This window comes from Larkinella harenae, from assembly GCF_054780515.1.
In genome coordinates this window covers 268,550-288,320 of the sequence record NZ_BAAGWE010000005.1, presented here as the reverse complement: position 1 = coordinate 288,320, position 19,771 = coordinate 268,550, and the positions used below count along the sequence as shown (strand labels likewise).

Annotated in this window: 11 protein-coding genes; 7 read left to right on the top strand and 4 right to left on the bottom strand. The window is 52.4% G+C overall.

Annotation, left to right across the window (positions count from 1 at the left end):
* Nucleotides 1–34 precede the first annotated feature (34 nt).
* The gene (locus tag ACYVH9_RS23120) at nucleotides 35–1,087 is read left to right on the top strand and encodes a hypothetical protein (RefSeq protein ID WP_460638785.1); all 1,053 of its coding nucleotides are present in this window, start codon (nucleotides 35–37) and stop codon (nucleotides 1,085–1,087) included.
* Between the two features lie 57 nt (nucleotides 1,088–1,144).
* On the opposite strand, the gene ACYVH9_RS23115 is transcribed toward ACYVH9_RS23120, so the two are convergent.
* The 4 genes from ACYVH9_RS23115 to ACYVH9_RS23100 form a co-directional block, all read right to left on the bottom strand.
* The gene (locus tag ACYVH9_RS23115; RefSeq protein WP_460638784.1) at nucleotides 1,145–1,711 is read right to left on the bottom strand and encodes a phosphonate degradation HD-domain oxygenase; all 567 of its coding nucleotides are present in this window, start codon (nucleotides 1,709–1,711) and stop codon (nucleotides 1,145–1,147) included.
* A gap of 110 nt (nucleotides 1,712–1,821) precedes the next feature.
* The gene (locus tag ACYVH9_RS23110) at nucleotides 1,822–3,303 is read right to left on the bottom strand and encodes a SusD/RagB family nutrient-binding outer membrane lipoprotein (protein WP_460638783.1); all 1,482 of its coding nucleotides are present in this window, start codon (nucleotides 3,301–3,303) and stop codon (nucleotides 1,822–1,824) included.
* 94 nt (nucleotides 3,304–3,397) lie between these two features.
* On the bottom strand, nucleotides 3,398–6,721 hold the full coding sequence (locus tag ACYVH9_RS23105) for a SusC/RagA family TonB-linked outer membrane protein (protein ID WP_460638782.1): 3,324 nt from the start codon (nucleotides 6,719–6,721) through the stop codon (nucleotides 3,398–3,400).
* Between the two features lie 358 nt (nucleotides 6,722–7,079).
* The gene (locus tag ACYVH9_RS23100) at nucleotides 7,080–8,099 is read right to left on the bottom strand and encodes a LacI family DNA-binding transcriptional regulator (RefSeq protein ID WP_460638781.1); all 1,020 of its coding nucleotides are present in this window, start codon (nucleotides 8,097–8,099) and stop codon (nucleotides 7,080–7,082) included.
* A 325-nt stretch (nucleotides 8,100–8,424) separates the two neighbouring features.
* On the opposite strand from ACYVH9_RS23100, the gene ACYVH9_RS23095 reads away from it, so the two are divergent.
* The 6 genes from ACYVH9_RS23095 (at nucleotide 8,425) to ACYVH9_RS23070 (ending at nucleotide 19,759) form a co-directional block, all read left to right on the top strand.
* Nucleotides 8,425–11,478, top strand: a complete 3,054-nt coding sequence (locus ACYVH9_RS23095) for a SusC/RagA family TonB-linked outer membrane protein (RefSeq protein WP_460638780.1) — start codon at nucleotides 8,425–8,427, stop codon at nucleotides 11,476–11,478.
* A gap of 120 nt (nucleotides 11,479–11,598) precedes the next feature.
* Complete coding sequence (locus ACYVH9_RS23090) at nucleotides 11,599–13,074, top strand: RagB/SusD family nutrient uptake outer membrane protein (protein ID WP_460638779.1); 1,476 nt, start codon at nucleotides 11,599–11,601, stop codon at nucleotides 13,072–13,074.
* The gene (locus ACYVH9_RS23085; protein WP_460638778.1) at nucleotides 13,071–14,174 is read left to right on the top strand and encodes a glycoside hydrolase family protein; all 1,104 of its coding nucleotides are present in this window, start codon (nucleotides 13,071–13,073) and stop codon (nucleotides 14,172–14,174) included. Before ACYVH9_RS23090 ends, ACYVH9_RS23085 begins: the two co-directional genes overlap by 4 nt.
* Before the next feature lie 13 nt (nucleotides 14,175–14,187).
* On the top strand, nucleotides 14,188–15,354 hold the full coding sequence (locus tag ACYVH9_RS23080) for a hypothetical protein (RefSeq protein ID WP_460638777.1): 1,167 nt from the start codon (nucleotides 14,188–14,190) through the stop codon (nucleotides 15,352–15,354).
* 33 nt (nucleotides 15,355–15,387) lie between these two features.
* A complete protein-coding gene (locus tag ACYVH9_RS23075; protein WP_460638776.1) occupies nucleotides 15,388–17,190 on the top strand; it encodes an FAD-dependent oxidoreductase in 1,803 nt (600 codons plus the stop codon).
* A 61-nt stretch (nucleotides 17,191–17,251) separates the two neighbouring features.
* Nucleotides 17,252–19,759, top strand: coding sequence for a glycerophosphoryl diester phosphodiesterase (locus tag ACYVH9_RS23070; protein ID WP_460638775.1), 2,508 nt, complete (start codon nucleotides 17,252–17,254; stop codon nucleotides 19,757–19,759).
* The last annotated feature ends 12 nt before the right edge of the window (nucleotides 19,760–19,771 follow it).

Here is a 19,771-nt window from a genome sequence, read left to right as displayed (position 1 = left end):
GGAACATAAGCCCAAACTTTCGTGTTTTATTTACATGAACACGAACACAGAAAATACAATGGACAAGGAAGGCAAATTGGTACCGTTTACTCCCGGTCAACCCACGGATGAAACCTGGCGAAAATCCATTCCGGCCCAGGTGTTTCTGAATCACTTTTTCGCGATTGACTTTCACATTCAGCGCCAGAACGACCTTTTTGACGTGGCTCGTTTTCCGCTGTTTCAGGAGTTTGCGCCCCAGCTGACCGATGAGCAGATTAAAGCGTTAGAGAAGTTATTGCTGAATAGCTGGAGTGCCGAATATGCGCTGCGTATTACGCCGGTTGTCAACGATAACCAGTACCTGCAAAGCTCCTTACACTGGACGTTTCCGCAGGCCTATTACAGCGTTCTGTTCAGCGTGCGGGCTTTCCTCCAGACCATGGGCGAACCTGCCATGAATGAAGAAATCATCCGTCGTCGCGTTGGCAACATGGTTGTTCGGGGTTATTATCCGGCATCTGTTGGCTTTTATGCCTCCGGCCCGTTGAACAACTACCGGACCATGCGGCTCCCGATGGCCAAGCTGGATATTGCCAAACCGGATCTACTGTTGCCGTCGCGCGAGTCGGCGGCCCAGATCGAGATTGCCCAGTTTTTGAAAACCTCCCGCGATCAGCGCATCAAAACGTTGCGGCAGGCCATTCAGAACAATCCGAAAACGGCTTTGCGCAGTGCTAAAACCGGCAAGGTGCTGCAGAAATTTGGGCAGGAACAATACAAGCAACTGGGCCGGCAAATCGGTTATACGACGTATTTTGACGCCCTGAGCCGCCTGCGCATTTCATCGACGAATCGCGAGATCGAACGGTTTGTGGAATCAGAGATTGACGTCCGGCAGTTTCACGAGAGTCTGGTCAATATTGTGTCGCACATCAATGCCGTCCATGAAGCCTACATTGCCAAAGCACTGGGTCTGCGGGGTTACAAGCAGCTGATTGCAAAACTGCCTTCGTACCTCCAGGAGGGCTTTCTGCGGGAACGTCTGCATCAGGTTATCGAACCGATGCTGGAACCGGGCGAGCAACCCCTTCGCATTGCGGCTTAATCAAGTTCGCATTCCTCATACACGAAAAAGCCCCGGCAGCGCTGTCGGGGCTTTTGTTTATGATCGGCTTTCCAGATAGGATCGACACAGGTCGAGGTATTGGTGGGCTGGCGCCAAGGCGATATCCGTTTCTTTAGCCAGTTCGTCCCAGCCACGCACCTGCAAAATCCCCCGAAAGTATGGATTCTGCTCAAATTCCTGCGCTTCTTCCGGCGTCATGGGTCCACCCTGAAATTCCAGTGTTTTCAAACTGGCTTCGGAAAGCTTGTTGAAATATGCCGGATTCTTGTACGTCAAATACCGTTTGGCATTTACGTGGTGCTCAATCAGTTGCGCCACTTTTTCCGAAAACCCGCGTTCGCGCAGCCAGTCGGCACCCAGTTTTTCGTGATCGATGCGCCCGTAATCATCCATATGATCCTCAGCCAGTTCCGAAGGCAACAGGTGTCCAATGTCGTGCAGAAAAGCCGCAATGATGGTTTCGTCATCGGCCCCGGCCCGCTCGGCCAGCATGGCCGATTGCACCATATGTTCCAGCTGAGAAACCGGTTCGCCGTAATAATCGTTGCCGCCGTGTTTCTCAAACAACTCGGTGATCTCGGAAATCGTCTGCTCAGTTGTCATCGTTTTCAATGAGAGAAGATGGAATGATGGGATGAGTGAGTAGCTAAAATCCGCCAATTGTTAGCTTCCGGCGAAACCATTCACTCATCCTATCACTCACTCAAAATTAATTATTTATCCCACCAAACCGGTGTGTTGATGTCGTTCGGGCCCTGGCGCTGAACGGCTTCATCGATCGACGGTTTATTCAGGCTCAGTTCGGAACTGGGGTACGTAAACCGCACCGGCACTTTGTTCCCGTTCAGGTTCGACGGTCCTGGTGTGATGGCCGGGATACCCGTCCGGCGCCAGTCAAACCAGGGTTCCATACCGTTGTAAAATAACGCAATCCATTTCTGAGTTCCAATCAGTTCGAGCGCTTTGGCTTCGGTAAAAGTCACATTCGGCTGCGTCAGATAACCCGCCGGAACTTCCAGAGCATAATAGTTAAACGATGCCGTGATGCCCTTTTCGTAATACTCTTTGGCGTTGCCGGTGATCATTTTCTTCTGAGCGGCTTCGGCCAGGATGAATTGCAACTCAGCGTAGGTCATAATAATACCTTTTGCTATGTTGAGGTTTGCATCTGTTGGCGCCCCAAAACCGTCGATGTAGTAGTTTGTTCCCACGCGTGAAACATTCTGAGCACCGCCGTTGTAGGTCAGGGCCGAGTTATCATCCAACCCGTTCGGAACGCCCACGTAAGCCGGTTTTCCAGCAGCTACTGATGCCACGGTTGGCCGGGCAAAAATTCCCAGACGCGGATCGTTCAGCTGCATTAGTTTATCGCCCAGCGTTTTGCTCAAGCGAAACTCGTCGAACGATCCTACTCGTGACGTATACAGCGGAAACTGATTGGGTACGGTTGGCAAATACCGCAGGGCTGCGTTGTCGGCATTACCCGTAAAAATAGGCGTTGTCGTCGGGTTACTCACGATAGCCTGCATATCGGCCTTCACATCGCGTTTGTTCGAAATCCGCATCAAATACCGCAGCCGCAGCGAATTGGCCATTTTCTTCCATTTCGTCACATCGCCGTTGAACAAAATATCACCGTTAACGGCCCCGTTTTCCGGTGCCAACAGGTTGTTGGCTTCGATCAGATCGTTCAGAATGCCGTTGTAAATGGCTTCCTGCGTATCGTATTTGGGAAAGTAGGTTTTGTCTTTGCCTTTGGTTGCCTCTGAATAAGGTGCATCACCGTACGCATCCGTTACCAGCGACATCATCCACGACTTCATAATCAGGGCGATACCCTGGTAGTTCTTCTGCACCGGATTGGAACTGGTGGCGATGTTGAGCATGTTTTGCACTTCACGCAGCGTCGAATAGGTCGTGTTCCAGATTCCGTTCTGCTCTCCCCACAGGTAGCGGTCTTCGTTCACAAACTGAATCTTGGCCGTATACTGCATGACGCTGTTGCCAATGCCCCACGCCATTCCCATGTTTTCGTTCACCGTCGAACGGATGATATTGGGCAATAGCAAATCCGGGGTAACGGAATTAGGCACATTCGGGTTGGTATTGACTTCCTCAAAATTGTTGTCGCAGGCGGTACTGGCCGCAATCAGGAGCGCCAGGCAAGCGAACAACTGGATATATCTTCTTTTCATAATGCTAATTGGTTATTTGGTTTAGATCCATAACTTATAGCAACCTAACAATCAGCCCATTATCTACAAGTTATAAATTCTAAACGATAAACTCTTACAGATTAAACGACAGGTTCACCCCATAATTCCGTGCCGACGGAATGGCCACTGATTCTGCTCCTGGAATAACGGTTCCGCCCGACACCGACGAGGTTTCCGGATCGATATGCGGCACTTTGGTCCACAGAAACAGGTTGCGACCTACCAGCGAAACGGTTACATTGCGGAATGGCAATTTGCGGCCCATGATGCTGTTCGGAATGCTGTATCCGAATTTCACTTCGCGCAGTTTGGTAAACGAAGCGTCGAAAATAGCGCCTTCCAGTACCCGACGGCCGAGTGTGAAGGCCGAATGCCATTCGCGGGCCGAAATCCGGCGCTGGTTTTCAGCAAACTGCCCCTCACCGGTTTTCACCACACCGGGCACCACGTAGTACGTTCCTGCCGGTGCATTCTGGAAGGTATTATCGACGGAATTATCGTAATAGCCATTTTCACGCCCTTGCAGGGTTTCGGCCAACTGACCGGCCTCACGGCCCACCACGTATGTATGCGAGTACACTTCGCCCCCCTTCCGGATGTCGAACAGGAAGCTCAGATTGAAACCTTTATAGGTTAGCGAGTTGTTGATCCCGGCCAACCAGTCCGGGTTGTAGTTACCGAGTTTTTTCAGGTCCGTAGTTGAGATGGGCCGCCCATCAGCGGTGATGACCATTTTGCCCACGTTCTGTCCCGTTGGATCGTAGTATGGGCTTTTCGGATCGCTGCTTACGCGCTCGTAGGCATAGCCGTACATATCGCCCATTCGTTCGTTTACCCGGGCCTGCACCGAGAAATACCGATCGGCCAGTTCGTAGGTTGAAACGCCATCGGCCAGTTCGAGCACTTTGCTGCGGTTACGCGAGAAGTTAACGTTCATATCCCAGCGGAAACCAACGTTATCCAGTCGAACGGGCGTCAGGTTCAGCATCACTTCAAGGCCGCTATTCTGAATCCGGCCCGCATTCTGCACAATCTGGCTGTAACCCGTCGTTCCCGACAAAGGCAGGAAGATGATCTGGTTCCGGCTGATTGTGTTGTAATATGTCACGTCCAGACCGATTCGGTTTTTCAGGAAGCGAACATCAAAACCGTACTCCTGCGAGCTGCTGATTTCCGGTTTTAGGCTCAGGTTGGGAATACGCGTTCCCTCGCTAAACGTGGGTGTGGTTCCCCAGGGTGTTCCCGGATTGAAGGGTTGCGAAAACTGGTAGGGATCGGTATCATTCCCAACCTGCGCATAGCCCGCCCGTAGTTTGGCAAACGACACCCAAGACGGCATTTTCATCCAGTCGCTTAAAACCGCGCTCAATGTCCCCGACCAGTAAAAATACGAATTGTCGGCAGCGCCTACCACGTTCGTAGGCAGCGTCAGCGTACTCGACCAGTCGTTACGGCCCGTCAACTCCAGCGTCAGTTTATCCTGGTACGTCAGTTGTCCCGACGCAAACAAACTGTTGATCCGGCGCTCCGACGTGTTTTGTGAATATTCGAGCGGAACCCGGCTGTTGTTCAGGCTGTACACCCCAGGAACCGTCAACTGGGGCGCAAAGTTGTCGACGTAATCGTAGGTATTCAGGCGCTGGTTTCCCCCCGCCGTACCGCTCAGTGTAAAATTCTCGTTCACCCGTTTGTCGACCAGAAACAACAAATCCGTATTGCGCTCCAGCGTTTTCACGGCTTCCCGGCGGTACGAACCGTACGGATACCGCTGCGTGCTGAACGCCCGTTGCCGGGTCCGTAATTCATCCTGGTAATCCACCTGTGTCCGTCCCTGTACCGACAGCCAGTCCGTCAGCTGGTACGCTAATGTCACGTTCCCGATCACCCGGTTTATATCCTGGCCGTTGGTATTGGCGTACAAGTTGAAATACGGATTATCGTGGTAGTTGTAGTTAAAGTTAAACTGCTGAATATTTTCCAGACCCGGTTGCCAGAAGTTCCGCATCGATTTCATGTCGATGTGGCGACCCCACCAGCAGTTGAGCAAGTACATAATGTTTTCAGTCCCGTAGCTCAGATTCGGACGGTTGTCGCTGTGGTTGCGAATATAACTCACGTTGGTACGGGCCGTAAAACGGTCGGTCAGTTTGTACCCCGCGTTGACGTTGAACGTGTTACGGGTCAGGTCCGTGTTGGGCACAAAGCCTTTCTGTTCCAGGTTGGTATACGACAATCGGAAATCACCCTTGTCATTGCTCCCCGTCACAGCAACGTTGTTGGTCAGGATACGGCCCGTTTCGAAAAAATCCCGGATGTTGTTCGGATGGGCAATGAACGGCGTTGGCGTGGCCACGCCGGGTCCACCCGGCACTTTGGTATCGCCAGCCCGGTAGCCTTTATCGGTCGGTGAGTCGTGCTGCACAAGCAGACGGCCATCCATTTTAGGTCCCCAGCTTTCGTCGACCCCGTCGCGCAAACCGCCCCCGGAACCGTCTTTGAATGAAAACTCACCGTTCAGTCCCTGACCATATACATTCTGGTAATCTGGCAACCGCAGGACCGATTCAAACGACAGGTTGGAATTGACGCTTACACCAATTCCTTTGGTTCCTTTCCCGCTTTTCGTCGTGATAACCACCACCCCGTTGGCCGCCCGCGAACCGTAGAGCGCCGTAGCACTGGCCCCTTTCAGAACCGTCATGGTTTCGACATCGTCGGGGTTGATAAAACCGGCTCCGTTGCCGTAATCTGCATCCTGGTTATTCCGCCCCGACGAACCCACAAAGTTGTTGTTGATCGGCAAACCGTCGATCACAAATAACGGTTGATTGGCATTGATATTCAACGACTTTTCGCCCCGAATCGTCACGCGCGACGAACCGCCGATGCCGGATGGGCTGTTTACCACCGTTACCCCCGCAATTTTACCCGCCAGTTGGCTGACCAGGTTGGTTTCCCGGGCCTGCGAAAGCGCCGAGTTGTCAATTTTCTGGGTGACATACCCCAGATTTCGCTGCTGCTTGGAAATACCCAGGGCCGTTACCACCACTTCATTCAGGGCCTGGCTCGAAGCCACGAGCGTAACATTGATATTCGTTCTTGAACCCACCGGTATTTCCTGTGCTTCAAAACCGATGAAAGAGTAAACCAAGACGGCCGATGGGTTGGGAACCGTCAGCGAGTAGGTACCGTCGTTGCGGGTCGTTGTGCCGGTGGTCGTTCCTTTTACCACGATGGAAACGCCCGGCAGCGCTTCACCCACTTCAGCGGAGATTACCTTGCCGGTAATGGTTTGTGCCCAGAGGGGTACACTTCCTACCAAAAGAAGCAGCACCAAAATGGCCCGGCAATGCCTGACCCTTCCTGTTTCGGTAGCAGAAGGTAGCTTTTTTTTCATAGTATAGTTAGGGATGATCCGATTGCTCGGAAGATTTAACGATGCGCACAAAACGGGCACATGGCATTTGCGAAGCCGCAAAAATATGGGGCACGTATTGTGTGATTATTAAGGAAATATGAACTTTATACTATCAGGAAAGCGTATAATACAAAATTTGCAACTACTACATATCTGCAGAATAAAAATGCAAACAAACTAATCTATATCAAAATAAAATACCGTTATTATTAAACACAAGCAAATACAATAACCTACACTATTTGAGTAAAAAGCTGGCTTCCTATCGCTAATTGTATTTATAAAATAGGAACTAACACAAAACAAATCTTTTTTTATATCGTCTGGAAAATACCGATTATACCTTGGTCGACCCGCGGACAATCAATTCGGTGGGAAGGACCACTAGCTCCGGCTCCGGGCGCTCGTCTTCGGCAGCCAGCTGATTCAAAAGAAGCGTGGCGGCTTGCCGGCCAATCTCATCCACGGGTTGAGCCACCGTGGTTAGGCCCGGTTCAATCAGAGCCGAAATCGGATCGTCGCTGAACCCAACCACCGCAATATCTTCGGGAATACGCAGCCCCCGGCTTTTGATCACTTTTATGGCTTCGATGGCGGTAGGGTCGTTAATGGCAAACAGGGCGTCGGGAGGCTGGGGCAGATTGAGCAGGTGATTGACGTAAATATTGGCCTTGTCGAGGGTGAGATCGTACGAGATAATCAACGACGGATCAATCGGAAGCTGGTGGTGCGTCAACGCGTCCCGATACCCGTTCAGCCGGTAACGGCTATTCAATAAAGAATCCGGCCCCGACAGGTGGGCAATCCGCCGTTTGCCGGTTTTGATCAGGTGCTCAACCGCCCGGTAAGCCCCTTCGTAATCGTCGACGGCCACTTTCGACACGGTCAGTTCATCAACAATCCGGTTGAAAAAGACCACCGGTATGCCCTTCCGTTCAAATATTTTAAAGTGCTCAAAATTGCGCGTCTCTTTCGTATGTGACACCAGAATTCCGTCTACGCGGCTGGCCAGCAGAAGCTTTGTATTGGTTACTTCGGTCGCGTACGATTCATTCGAATGGCAGATGATCACGTGATACCCGGCCTGCGCCAGCACTTCCTGCGCGCCGATAATCACCTTGGGAAAAAAATAGCTCAAAAACTCAGGCACCATGATGCCGATAATCTGTGTACGATTGGTCAGCAACGAAATTGCCAGTTGATTGCGCTGGTAATCGAGTTGAGCGGCTAGTTCCAGCACCATCTCCCGGGTTTTTGCTTTGACGTTCGGATGGCCGGTTAGTGCCCGCGAAACCGTTGACTTGGATAAATTAAGTGTTTTGGCAATATCGATAATGGTGGTCTGATGGCTTCTCATTAATTAGTACTATTTTAATATCAATCTCCGTTTTAAAAAACCTATTCATCAGATTTCCCAACGAATGAGCTCGTTTTTGGGAATGTTCCCAAGAAATTGGGAACATTCCCAAAAATATAAGTCAATTTTTTCTTTGCAAAATTACTATTCAACAGTAATATCAGGTAAAATATGCAAAAATCAATGATTTAACTGGCTTTTAGTCCTCCATTTTCCAAAACGCAGTAAATCATTAAATTTTTGCCATCTTCAAAATTAACACGCTAGTATTTGTACTTTTTCTATTACCAACCATTAACCTCAAGGACATTGTCCCACTCTATGTATGGTATCTACTAAACCCATTTGGTCAGGTCGAAATCTGTTATGGATCTTCCTGTTATCGATCACCTTCAATTCCTTTGGACAAACCAATACTGGCCTGACTGTTCGCGGTCGGGTGACATCCGGCACCGAAGCCCTCCCGGGGGTTAACGTCATTATCAAAGGCACGCAACAGGGTACAACCACCGACGTCAACGGTCAGTACAGCCTGGTGGTGCCCAACAGCGGAGCAACGCTCTCGTTTTCGTATATCGGTTACGTTTCGCAGGAAGTTGCCGTTGGAAACCGTACCACCATCGATGTTTCACTACAATCGGATGAGCGGTCGCTCAGTGAAGTTGTGGTGGTTGGATACGGGACTCAGCGCAAGGTAGAAACCACCGGCTCCATTGCGTCCATCAAAGCCGATGAGCTGGTGCAAACGCCCGTGGCCAACGTAGCGCAGGGCCTGCAGGCCCGGGTTGCCGGGGTACAGGTCAACCAGAACACGGGTGCACCGGGTGGAAACGTCAGCGTTCGGGTACGGGGCACGAACTCAATTAATGGAAATTCGGAGCCTTTGTACGTCATCGACGGGATTCAGATTTCCAACGGGGGCGGAATTACCGACGTCAGCCCGCTGTCGACCATCAACCCGAACGACATCGAATCGGTCGAAATCCTGAAAGATGCCTCAGCATCGGCCATTTATGGTTCACGGGCAGCCAACGGGGTAGTGCTGATTACCACCAAACGGGGCAAAAGCGGAGCGACGCGCGTCACCTTCGACAGCTACTATGGTGTACAAAAAGTCAACAAAACGTTACCCGTTCTGAACGCGGCAGAATTTGCCCAGCTGGAAAACGAGGTTTTCAAAAACAGCTACTACCCCAATCCGGCGTCGCTGGGTGAAGGCATCAACTGGCAAAATGAAATTTTCCAGCAGGCCCCAATTCAGAACCACCAGTTGTCGATCAACGGCGGAAACGAAAAGACGCAACTGGCGATGTCACTCAACTATTTCGACCAGGACGGCATTATCATCAGCTCCAGCTTCAAACGGTATTCACTGCGCCTGAATCTGGATCATAAAATCGGTGAACGGTTTAAAGTCGGAACCAGCATTCTGGGCAGCTACTCCATCAATGACGGCATTACTACCGGCAGCCAGTCCATCGGCGACGCGGGCGTGGTAACCGGATCCATTCTGGGGGCGGCCCTCGGTGCGCCCCCGACCCTACTCCCCTACCGTCCGGACGGCACAATTTTCCCCTTTGGTGAACAGGCCGCGCAGTACCGGGAAGTGGCCAACCCGCTGGGGTTTGCAGCCCAGTTGAACGAACGGACCATCAGACGGACACTGGCAAATGTGTACGGTGAAGCCAATATTGCCAAAGGGCTGACCTACCGGGCCTCGTTCAACGTCGATCAGCGCGGTGAACTTTACAACGGTTATTCGCCCCGTTCCATCGTGAACCGTTCCGACCTGAACGACAACTCCGGTACAGCCAGCAAAAACAACGTCAACTACATGGCGCTGCTGCACGAAAGCATCCTGACGTATAATACCGCGTTTGGCAAAGATCACACCTTGAAAGGAACTGCCGTTTTTGCCACCCAGGCGGAACTTTATAACGAGAATAACATCACGGCTACGGGTTTCCCGAACGATGCCACCCAGAACGAAGCTATTCAACTGGGTCTTACCCGCACCGTCAGCAGCAGCCGAAACCGGCAACGGCTGGATTCGTACATGGCGCGGGTCAACTACGGTTTCAAGGATAAGCTGTTCCTGGATTTCACGGCCCGCGTCGACGGTTCGAGCAAGTTTGGCGCCAACCATAAATACGGGGTGTTCCCGGCGGTATCGGCAGCCTGGCGGCTGATCGAAGAGCCGTTCCTGAAATCGGTCACCTGGGTGTCGGATCTGAAGCTGCGGGCCAGCTACGGAATCACCGGAAACGCGGGCGGGATCAATCCGTACCAATCACTGGCCACAGTTTCGGCAACCACGCCTAACTTCAACTTCGACTATAACCTGAACCACGCCTACGTAACGGGGATCGGTACCACCGGTATTGCCAACCCCGATCTGCGCTGGGAACGTTCGGCTCAGACCAACATCGGTTTCGACCTGAGCCTGTTCAACAACCGCGTGAGCCTGATTGCCGACGTATACCACAAGAAAACCGATGATCTTCTGTATATCAAAGCATTGCCGCTTAGCTCGGGCTACGGCACCATCACCGGAAATTTTGCATCGCTGGAAAACAAGGGGCTCGAACTGGCCGCAAACGGACGGATTCTGGACGGTCCGTTGAAATGGGATGTTTCAGCCAACGTGACGTTCAACCGCAATAAAGTGCTGAGCCTCGACGGTGGTGTAACCAATGAACGGTTTATCACCACGTACACGGTTTTGAAAGTGGGCGAACCCCTCGGCTTATTTAAAACCTACGTTTTTGACGGCATCAACCAAACGGGCGAAACCATTCTTCCCGGTTACGACGGCCGGGTGGGTGGTCACAAAGTAAAAGACATAACGGGCGATGGGCAGATTACTGCTGATGACCAGGTCATTACCGGCAATCCGAATCCGAATTTCATCTACGGTTTTTCAACCAACCTGTCGTTCAAAGGCTTCGATTTGAGCATGTTCTTTTCCGGCTCGCAGGGCAACGACATTTACAACGCCAGCCGATTGTCGTTCGAGAATCCGGCGGGTCAACGAAACCTGCTGAAAGGCCTGGTTGATCGCTGGTCGGCCACCAATCCGAGCAATCAGTACGCCAGCGCCTTCGTTGCCGGTCGCCTGCCCATTTCGGATTACGTCGTCGAAGACGGTTCGTACCTGCGCATGAAAAACCTGACGCTGGGCTACAACCTGCCGCGCATCAAGGGCATCCAGGGCATCCGGGTATATGTGAGTGGCAATAACCTCCTCACGTTTACGAAGTATAGCGGTTTTGATCCGGAAGTAAACACCTTCGCGGGCTCCAATACGGTGATCGGTGTCGACAACCTGGTGTATCCGCAGGCCAAATCGTTCCTGGGCGGTATTCAAATCACATTATAATCCTGAACTCAGATTACACAGAGTAAAGGATTAAGTAGGATATATAAAAACTAAAATTATGGCTTTCACCATCTTAGTTAATCTCTTAATCCGTGCAATCCGAGTTCAGAAATCCTTCCTATGAAAAAGATAATCCTTCCGATACTCGCAGCCGTCTGTCTGACTTCCTGCGAACTGGACGAAACGATTTACTCGTCCATTTATACCGAAGCCTTTTACAAAACGGCCGCCGATGCCGAGAAAGCGCTGATAGCTGCTTATGCTCCCCTGGGCGACCTGGGAAATGGGCCAGCCCTGACGCTGGTGGCCGATATGAGCGACGACCAGACGTACCCCCGCTCGGTGGTGGGTCGGAGTACGCTGACGCTGTTCACCTATGATGTCAATTACACCAACCAGAAAAGCAATGGGCGATTGATGGAATCGCCCCAGCAAATCTGGCAGTCGTCGTACAGCGGTATTGAAAAAGCGAACTGGATCATTGCCAAAGTGCCAGAAGCGTCGATGGACGAAAACCGGAAGAAACAAATTATTGGGGAAGCCTATTTTCTGCGGGCCTTTTACCACTGGTTGCTCGTAAAAAACTTCGGGGATGTTCCCATCAAAATCACGCCCAGCTACACCGAAGCCGAAGCGTCGCTGGCTAAAAGCCCCAAAGCCGACGTGTTCAAGCAGATTTACGCGGATCTGGACCAGGCCGAAGCAGCTGGGATGCCCTCCTATCCGGCCGTTGAACGAGGTCGCCCGGCCAAGGAGGTAGCTACTGCGCTCTACGCCAAAGCAGCCCTGTACAACGAAGATTGGGCCAAAGCACTGGAAAAAGCGCAGGCCGTGATCAACTCCGGCAAGTACCGGCTCATGACCGATGTGCGGGACGTATACCGCTACGACAAAGAAGACGAAGCACGCATCGAAAACATGTGGGCCTACGAGGTGGACCCGATCTCACCGGGTCGCAGCCATCAGCTGGTCGGATTGTTTGGCCCCAGCGGTAGCGCGGGTGCTGAATACGCCCGGACATCATACGGTTCGATGTTTGCCTATCAGTCGTTCTTCAACTCCTTCGATCCCGCTGACAAACGGCGTACCTTGCTGGATACCAACTTCCTGAACAAAAGCGGAAAAATTGTTGCTCAGAAAGACATTACGCCCATCACGCCCAAAGGGGTGTTGGTCAAAAAATACCAGGACCCGGTGTCGACCATTGGCTTTATTCCGAACGTACCGATTTTACGACTGCCCGATATGTACCTGATTGCCGCCGAAGCCGAAGCCCAGTTGAACGGTGCCAGCACGAAAGCCTACGAATTTGTCAATACCGTTCGGAAACGGGCCGGACTGACCGATCTAAAAACCGGCTTATCGAAAGCGGCCTTTGTTGACGCCGTTATTCAGGAGCGCGCCTGGGAATTCTTTGCCGAAGGCGACCGCTGGTATGACCTGACCCGCACCGGCAAATTCCTGACGGTCATTCCAAAGGCCGTTAACGATGTCTATCCCGTTCGGAACGTACAACCCAAAAACAAGTACTTCCCGATCCCGCAGGACGAACTGAACGCCAATCTGAAACTAGAGCAGAACCCAGACTGGAGATGATAAAACGCTTCTTCAATACGTATTCGATCTTTTGCCTGACGGCGGTATGGCTCCTGTCCTGTGCCGTCCGGCAGAAGTCGGAAACCAAAGCGCCGGTTTCGGAGGATCTAGACTTTGCGCAGCTCATCCAGCCGGTTCCAGCGCGCGCCGTATTGAAAAATGACGCGTATTTTACCTGGTGTGGAACAATGGTGGCGGACCCACAAGGCCAATACCATTTGTTCTACTCCCGGTTTAAGCGTGAACTGGGTTTTAGTTCATGGGTAACGCACTCGGAAGTTGCCCATGCCGTTGCCGATAACCCCTTGGGTCCGTATATTTTTAAGGATGTGACGCTGCCTCCGCGCGGCCAGGAATATTGGGACGGCCTTTGTACGCACAACCCAACGGTACACGCCTTTGACGGGAAGTATTATCTTTATTACATGGGCAATACCGGCGATGGAACAGTTACTCCCCAGGGATTGAACTTCGTCCACCGCAACAACCAGCGGATTGGGGTGGCAGTGGCCGACAGTCCGGATGGCCCCTGGAAACGGTTTGATACCCCACTAATTGATGTCAGCCCGGATTCGACGGCCGACGACGCTCTAGTGGTCAACAATCCATCCATTACCCGAAGACCGGACGGTGGTTACTTAATGGTTTACAAAGCGGTTGGCAAGAAAAAACCGTTGCCATTTGGAGGCCCGGTGGTGCATAAAGTGGCTCTGGCCGACAGTCCGCTGGGACCCTTCACGAAACAGCCCGGTACGGTTTTCGAGGCAAAAGGCAGCGATTTCCCGGCCGAGGACCCGTTTATCTGGTATCAGTCGGGACGATACTGGGCCATTGTAAAAGATATGCACGGCGCGTTTACCAAAGCCGGTCGATCGCTCGCGTTGTTTCAGTCCAGCGACGGGTTTGACTGGCAACTGGCGAAAAATCCGCTGGTATCGAAGCTTGAAATTAAGTGGAATGACGGGCGGATTGAAAAAGTAGCCCACCTGGAACGTCCACAATTGTGGTTAAAAGACGGAAAACCGCAGGTTCTGTTTCTGGCGGCTGACGTTGACCCGTCGCAATCGTTTAATGTTCATATTCCATTGAAAACGAATTAACCGAAAGAACCTGATGCGGAACAAAGGCGGTGTCTTGGCAATGATGATCCTGCTGCTGGTCGGTATTGGAAGCCCCGGAGTGGCCTCTAATTCGGGTATGCCAGGATTTTCTCGCCCAGCACAAACGGAGCCGAATGCCATCTTACCGCTGAACAAAATCCGCGAATTTACCATTACCGAAAACGACACGACAACTTACGTGCTGAAACTGGCGCTGGACGCATCCGAAAAACCGTTGTATTTCTTCCGAAACGTATTTACGCCCGTCTGCTTAACGGGTGAATGCAAACCGGTTTACATCAATTTTTACTGGGATTTGCTGGGCAATTACCTTCGGTTCGACTTTCCGCCCCGCGAGGTACTGACCAAAATGGATCACAAAGAATTCAAACCGGAAGACTACGAAAAACTTCAGCGAATTCTAAGCAATTCGAACTCACTGCTGAACGATGTGGCCATGGAAGATCTGGTCGGAAAAGGAACCGAAAACCTGGCCGACTCGGTGGACGCCAAGGCCGGGGCCACGCTGAAAACCGTCAAAAATGAAGTGATCGACGGCGCGGTGTACACCTGCTATACCCTCTGGCACCTGGCCCACGGGCCGGTTGTGAACGAAATGCAGAAAATCACCGAGACTTACCGGACCGACGATCTGTTGCACCAGTTCCTGAACAGCGATAACCACCACTACCAGTATTGGGCGATGGAACGCGTGATGGATAAAAATGGAGTGGTTGCCGACTCGTTCGGCCCGGATCTGATGCAGATCATGCGGGCCAAAAACGTTTTCACGGCCCGCTACGCCCTGCAAAAGATAAACAGTCAATTTTTCGCTGATGCCAGGCGGCAAAACTGGTTGTGGGAAACGTACCAACAGGCAGCCTATCCCTTGCAGATGGCCATTCTGAAGAAATTACCGACGATCCCTTTTCGTCCTCCGCTGGCCGAGCAAATCGCCCAGGCACTGATCAGGGCAAATCCCGAGCAGTTCCGGTTGTTGCGGAACGTATTGGCTGCCCAGCCCAAACTCTCGGATAAAACCGTGCAGATTCTGGCCAACCACCTGACGACTGACAATTCCGATTATACCACCGAAATTTACCGATTACTGACGGATTTAAAACCCAGAAGTCCGGCGGTTCAAGCAAAAATGAAGGCGTACCGTATCCATCATCCCTAAACCCCTATCCAACTACATAAACCGATCGATGCAATGAAAACTATCTTTAAAACGCTGCTGATTCTGCTGATGGCATGGCAAGCGATTGCCCAGGACCACGTTTTTGTGGAAACTGAATCGTTTGAAAACAAAGGCGGCTGGGTGATCGACCAGCAATCGTTCGTCGTCATCGGCTCCTCTTATTTGATGGCGCACGGCCTGGGCCGACCGGTGAAAGACGCCACCACCACCGTCAAATTCCCCAAAAAAGGGAAATATCAGCTTTGGGTTCGTACCAAAGACTGGGCACCGTTTCCGAAAGGACCGGGCAAATTTCAGGTAACCATCGACGGCACCCCGTTGAAACCAGTATTCGGCGAAAGCGGCTCGGATGCCTGGAAATGGTACCCCGGCGGTGAAGTTGATATCAAAACCGATCAGGTGCAACTTGCCTTGCACGACCTGACGGGGTTCAACGGTCGCTGCGACGCCATTCTGTTTACCAACACGCCGAAATTTACGCCCCCGGATAAAACCGTTGACCTGACGGCTTTCCGGGCCAAATTGCTGAACCTGACCGACAAACCTACCGAAGCCGGAAACTTCGATCTGGTGGTTGTCGGTGGTGGCATCGCCGGAACCTGCGCGGCCATTTCGGCGTCGCGGATGGGATTGAAAGTGGCTTTGGTTCAGGACCGTCCGGTACTCGGGGGCAACAACAGCTCCGAAGTTCGGGTGCATTTACGGGGTGATGTTGACAAAAACCACTATCCGAAACTGGGCCGGATTGTCCGCGAAATGGACAACGGCGATCCGGGAAACGGCCATCCGGATGGACTGGAGTACGGCGACGCCCGGAAAACTCAAATTGTCAAAGGGGAGCGGAATATTACGCTGTATTTGAATACGCACGTTTATAAAATCGAGAAGAAAGGCAACGCCATTACGGCTGTCATTGGTCGTGATATCGCTACCAACAAAGAAGTGCGGTTTACGGGAACGTATTTCTCCGACTGCACCGGCGACGGTACGCTGGGACACCTGGCCGGTGCCGACTATCGGTTTGGCCGCGAAAGCAAAACCGAAACCGGCGAATCGCTGGCGGCCGAAAAATCCGACGATTTCACGCTGGGCACCTCGAACCTGTGGGCATCGCTGGAGCGCGACACCGCTACTTCATTTCCGGAAGTTCCCTGGGCGCTGCCCTTCTCGGACGAATACCACATCGACGAGGCCCGGTCGGACTGGCAGTGGGAAACTGGTTTTGGCAACTACAACACCATCACCGATGCCGAGAAAATCCGGGATCATAACCTGCGGGCGATCTACGGCAATTGGTCGTACCTGAAAAACAATAAGAAGGATAAATACAGCAAACGTGAGCTGGCGTGGGTGGCCTACATCGGTGGCAAACGCGAATCCCGGCGGCTGCTGGGCGACTACATCCTGAACCAGATGGACATTCAGGAAGGTAAGCAGTATTCGGACGGCACCGTGACCGCCACCTGGACCATCGACCTCCATTTCCCGGACGCCAAAAACAGCAAGTATTTTGAGGGTCAGGAGTTTTTTGCCGGTACCAAGCACATCAAAGTAGCACCGTACACCATTCCCTACCGCTGTCTGTACTCCAAGAACATCAACAACCTGTTTATGGCTGGCCGGAACATCAGCACAACGCATGTTGCTTTTGGCAGTACCCGCGTCATGCGGACTTGCGGCATGATGGGCGAAGTAGTCGGTTTTGCGGCTTATGTCGCCAAGAAATACAATACGTCACCGCGCGGAGTTTATCAGGAACATTTGCCCGAGTTCATGGCGATCATTAAGGACGAACCGGCACCTGCCAAACCGTGATGGGCTTCACTAACTCCAGTAGTCTCCAGAAATACAGGCGGCTGCCAACTTAATCTTTACCATGAAATACAGCCTTAGTTTACTATTCGGATTGCTCAGTATCAGCGGTTTTGCCCAGAAGTCCAAAACCGTCAGCCTCTCCAACGACCGGATTCAATTGGTGTGGGAGTCGACGGCCAGCGGCTGGCGATTGCAGAAAGTAGCCGCGCAGAAAAGCAAACAGTGGCAGACGCTGGCCAAACCGTCGGGCGAAAACACCTTGCTTTATGCGACCGAAAAACCGTCGGATAAGCCGGAGCAAACCTTCAAAACCATTACCGGCGTCGATTTCCCGGAAAAAGAATACCATTACCAGCAGGTTCAGTGGGCCGAATGCACCAGCCCGGTGGCGCTGAACACCGCCGGACAGGCACTCCATTTCTTTCCGAAAGAAGCGAAGCAAACCGGCAAAAATAGCCTCACGTTCCGGCAGGACACCGAAATAGCCACAGTCAGCACGGAATGGACCATCGATCCGAAGTTTCCGCAGGACGTGATTGTGAAGCAAACGCTGACGGCCAAGAAAGGCGGTTTTTTCTCGCTGGCAACGCCCACGCTGGCCGATATTCCCGAACAGAGTTTAGCCTGGGCAACGGTTCCGGGGTATTTTCAGGGCAATAAGCTCCAGCCCAATTTTGTGCTGGCCTACGCCTACGGGCACGGCATTCCGACCCTGCCGGTGTTGTACCGCGAACGCTGCGCGAGCACCCTTTCGCCCATGATCAGCACAAAGAATGGCCTGACGCTTTCGGTCATTGCCGAGCCCGGTCTGGCGCGCGATCCGTGGGCGAACGACAAAATCACGCAGCTTGACTGGAACATTGGTCTGTCGCACATGAACCGTAAAGCGCAGCTTTCGCCAACCTTGTATTTCCCGGTTCTGGGGGAACCGAAGTCGGCGCTAAAACCGGGTGAAACTGTCAGTTACACGTTCCGCTACAGCCTGACCGACGGTGACTGGTTCAAAGCCCTGAATCACACGGTTTATGATATCTACCAGTTTAAAGAAACGCTGGCCCTGCGGAAGAGCAAACAATCGCTGACCGACCGGATCCAGAAAATGCACCACTACCTGATCGATCCGAAAACGTCGCTCTGGAACGTGGAAGAGTTTGAAGGGAAAAATATCGGTGCCCAGTCCTACCTGGGCGGGGTAGTCGGTTCGAACAAAGACGCCATGAAAAACTCGGATTATGGTGCCATGTGGATGCTGGCAACCGCCACCGGTGATTCGTCACTGACCAAAAACGTGCTGCCTTACGCCGAAAATTTCAAGCTCGTTCAGCAGGAAACCGCCAATAACTTTTTTAAAGGTGCCGTTGAAGGCCAGTATTATTTAGCCAAGTCGAAGAAGTTCGTCGAAGAGTGGGGTGCGGTTGTAGAACCCATCGCCCTGACGTACTATACCATGCTCGACATCGGCAACATGCTCTTGTTCGAACCGAATGATGCCGAGCTGAAAGAGCGGCTTCGGTTTGGGGCAGAGCGGCTGCTGACCTGGCAAAAGCCGGATGGTAGCTGGGCGGTGGCTTATGACAAACAAACCGAAAAAGAGATTTTCAAGGACATTCAGGATGTTCGACCGACGTTCTACGGAATGATTGTGGCGCACCGACTGCTGAACGATCCGAAGTACCTCGCAGCGGCCCGTAAAGGTGCCGACTGGCTGATCAAGAACGCCGTCGAAACCGGGAGTTTTCTGGGCGTCTGTGGCGATGCGCGCTACGCCCCCGACTTTGCCACCGGTCAGTCGGCCCAGGCTTTTCTGGATTTGTACGACCTGACCAAAGACGAACGGTATAAGCAAGCCGCCATCACCTGCGCCAAGATTTACACCACGTCGATTTACACCCATCCGATTGCCAGCCACAAGCCCAAAACCGTTAATGGCACTCCGCGCGAAGACTGGGAAATCAGCCAGACGGGCCTGAGCTTCGAGCACGGCGGCATTTTCGGCTCGGCGGGTCGGCACGGTCCGATTCAGTTGTGCAGCCACGCAGGTTTATTCATCCGGATGTACGCCCTGACCCAAGAGCCGATTTTTGCCGATATGGCCCGCGCGGGAGCCATTGGCCGGGATGCGTTTGTGGATGCCAAAACCAGCGTGGCGTCATATTACTGGCAGGCCATGAACCGGGGCGCAGGGCCGTATCCGCACCACGCCTGGTGGCAAATCGGCTGGCTGACGGATTATCTGCTGGCCGAAGCCGAGTTGCGCTCGAACGGAAAAGTGACGTTCCCGCGCGGTTTTGTGACGCCCAAAGTCGGGCCGCACCAGACCTACGGTTTTGCCGCCGGCACCGTCAATGGTGAAAAAGCAACGCTGCTGATTGACGAAAACCGGGTAAAAATTGATAATCCGTCGGTCGATTGCATTCTGGCGAAATCGGAGAAGAGCAATAAGGTATTTGCAATTTTGCTAAACAACAGTGCTCACCCATCTGACTTTCAAATGGCGGCACAAGGACAAACGGCTACCCGGAAGCAACTGCCCCCGTTTGGCTTTGAAGTCATTACCCTGGAGAAATAATAACTTATCTGG

What these genes read in the sequence shown, in the direction of transcription:
- ACYVH9_RS23120 (WP_460638785.1), top strand. Translation starts at nt 35, where the DNA reads ATGAACACGAACACAGAAAATACAATGGACAAGGAAGGCAAATTGGTA.
- ACYVH9_RS23115 (WP_460638784.1), bottom strand. Translation starts at nt 1,711, where the DNA reads ATGACAACTGAGCAGACGATTTCCGAGATCACCGAGTTGTTTGAGAAA.
- ACYVH9_RS23110 (WP_460638783.1), bottom strand. Translation starts at nt 3,303, where the DNA reads ATGAAAAGAAGATATATCCAGTTGTTCGCTTGCCTGGCGCTCCTGATT.
- ACYVH9_RS23105 (WP_460638782.1), bottom strand. Translation starts at nt 6,721, where the DNA reads ATGAAAAAAAAGCTACCTTCTGCTACCGAAACAGGAAGGGTCAGGCAT.
- ACYVH9_RS23100 (WP_460638781.1), bottom strand. Translation starts at nt 8,099, where the DNA reads ATGAGAAGCCATCAGACCACCATTATCGATATTGCCAAAACACTTAAT.
- ACYVH9_RS23095 (WP_460638780.1), top strand. Translation starts at nt 8,425, where the DNA reads ATGGTATCTACTAAACCCATTTGGTCAGGTCGAAATCTGTTATGGATC.
- ACYVH9_RS23090 (WP_460638779.1), top strand. Translation starts at nt 11,599, where the DNA reads ATGAAAAAGATAATCCTTCCGATACTCGCAGCCGTCTGTCTGACTTCC.
- ACYVH9_RS23085 (WP_460638778.1), top strand. Translation starts at nt 13,071, where the DNA reads ATGATAAAACGCTTCTTCAATACGTATTCGATCTTTTGCCTGACGGCG.
- ACYVH9_RS23080 (WP_460638777.1), top strand. Translation starts at nt 14,188, where the DNA reads ATGCGGAACAAAGGCGGTGTCTTGGCAATGATGATCCTGCTGCTGGTC.
- ACYVH9_RS23075 (WP_460638776.1), top strand. Translation starts at nt 15,388, where the DNA reads ATGAAAACTATCTTTAAAACGCTGCTGATTCTGCTGATGGCATGGCAA.
- ACYVH9_RS23070 (WP_460638775.1), top strand. Translation starts at nt 17,252, where the DNA reads ATGAAATACAGCCTTAGTTTACTATTCGGATTGCTCAGTATCAGCGGT.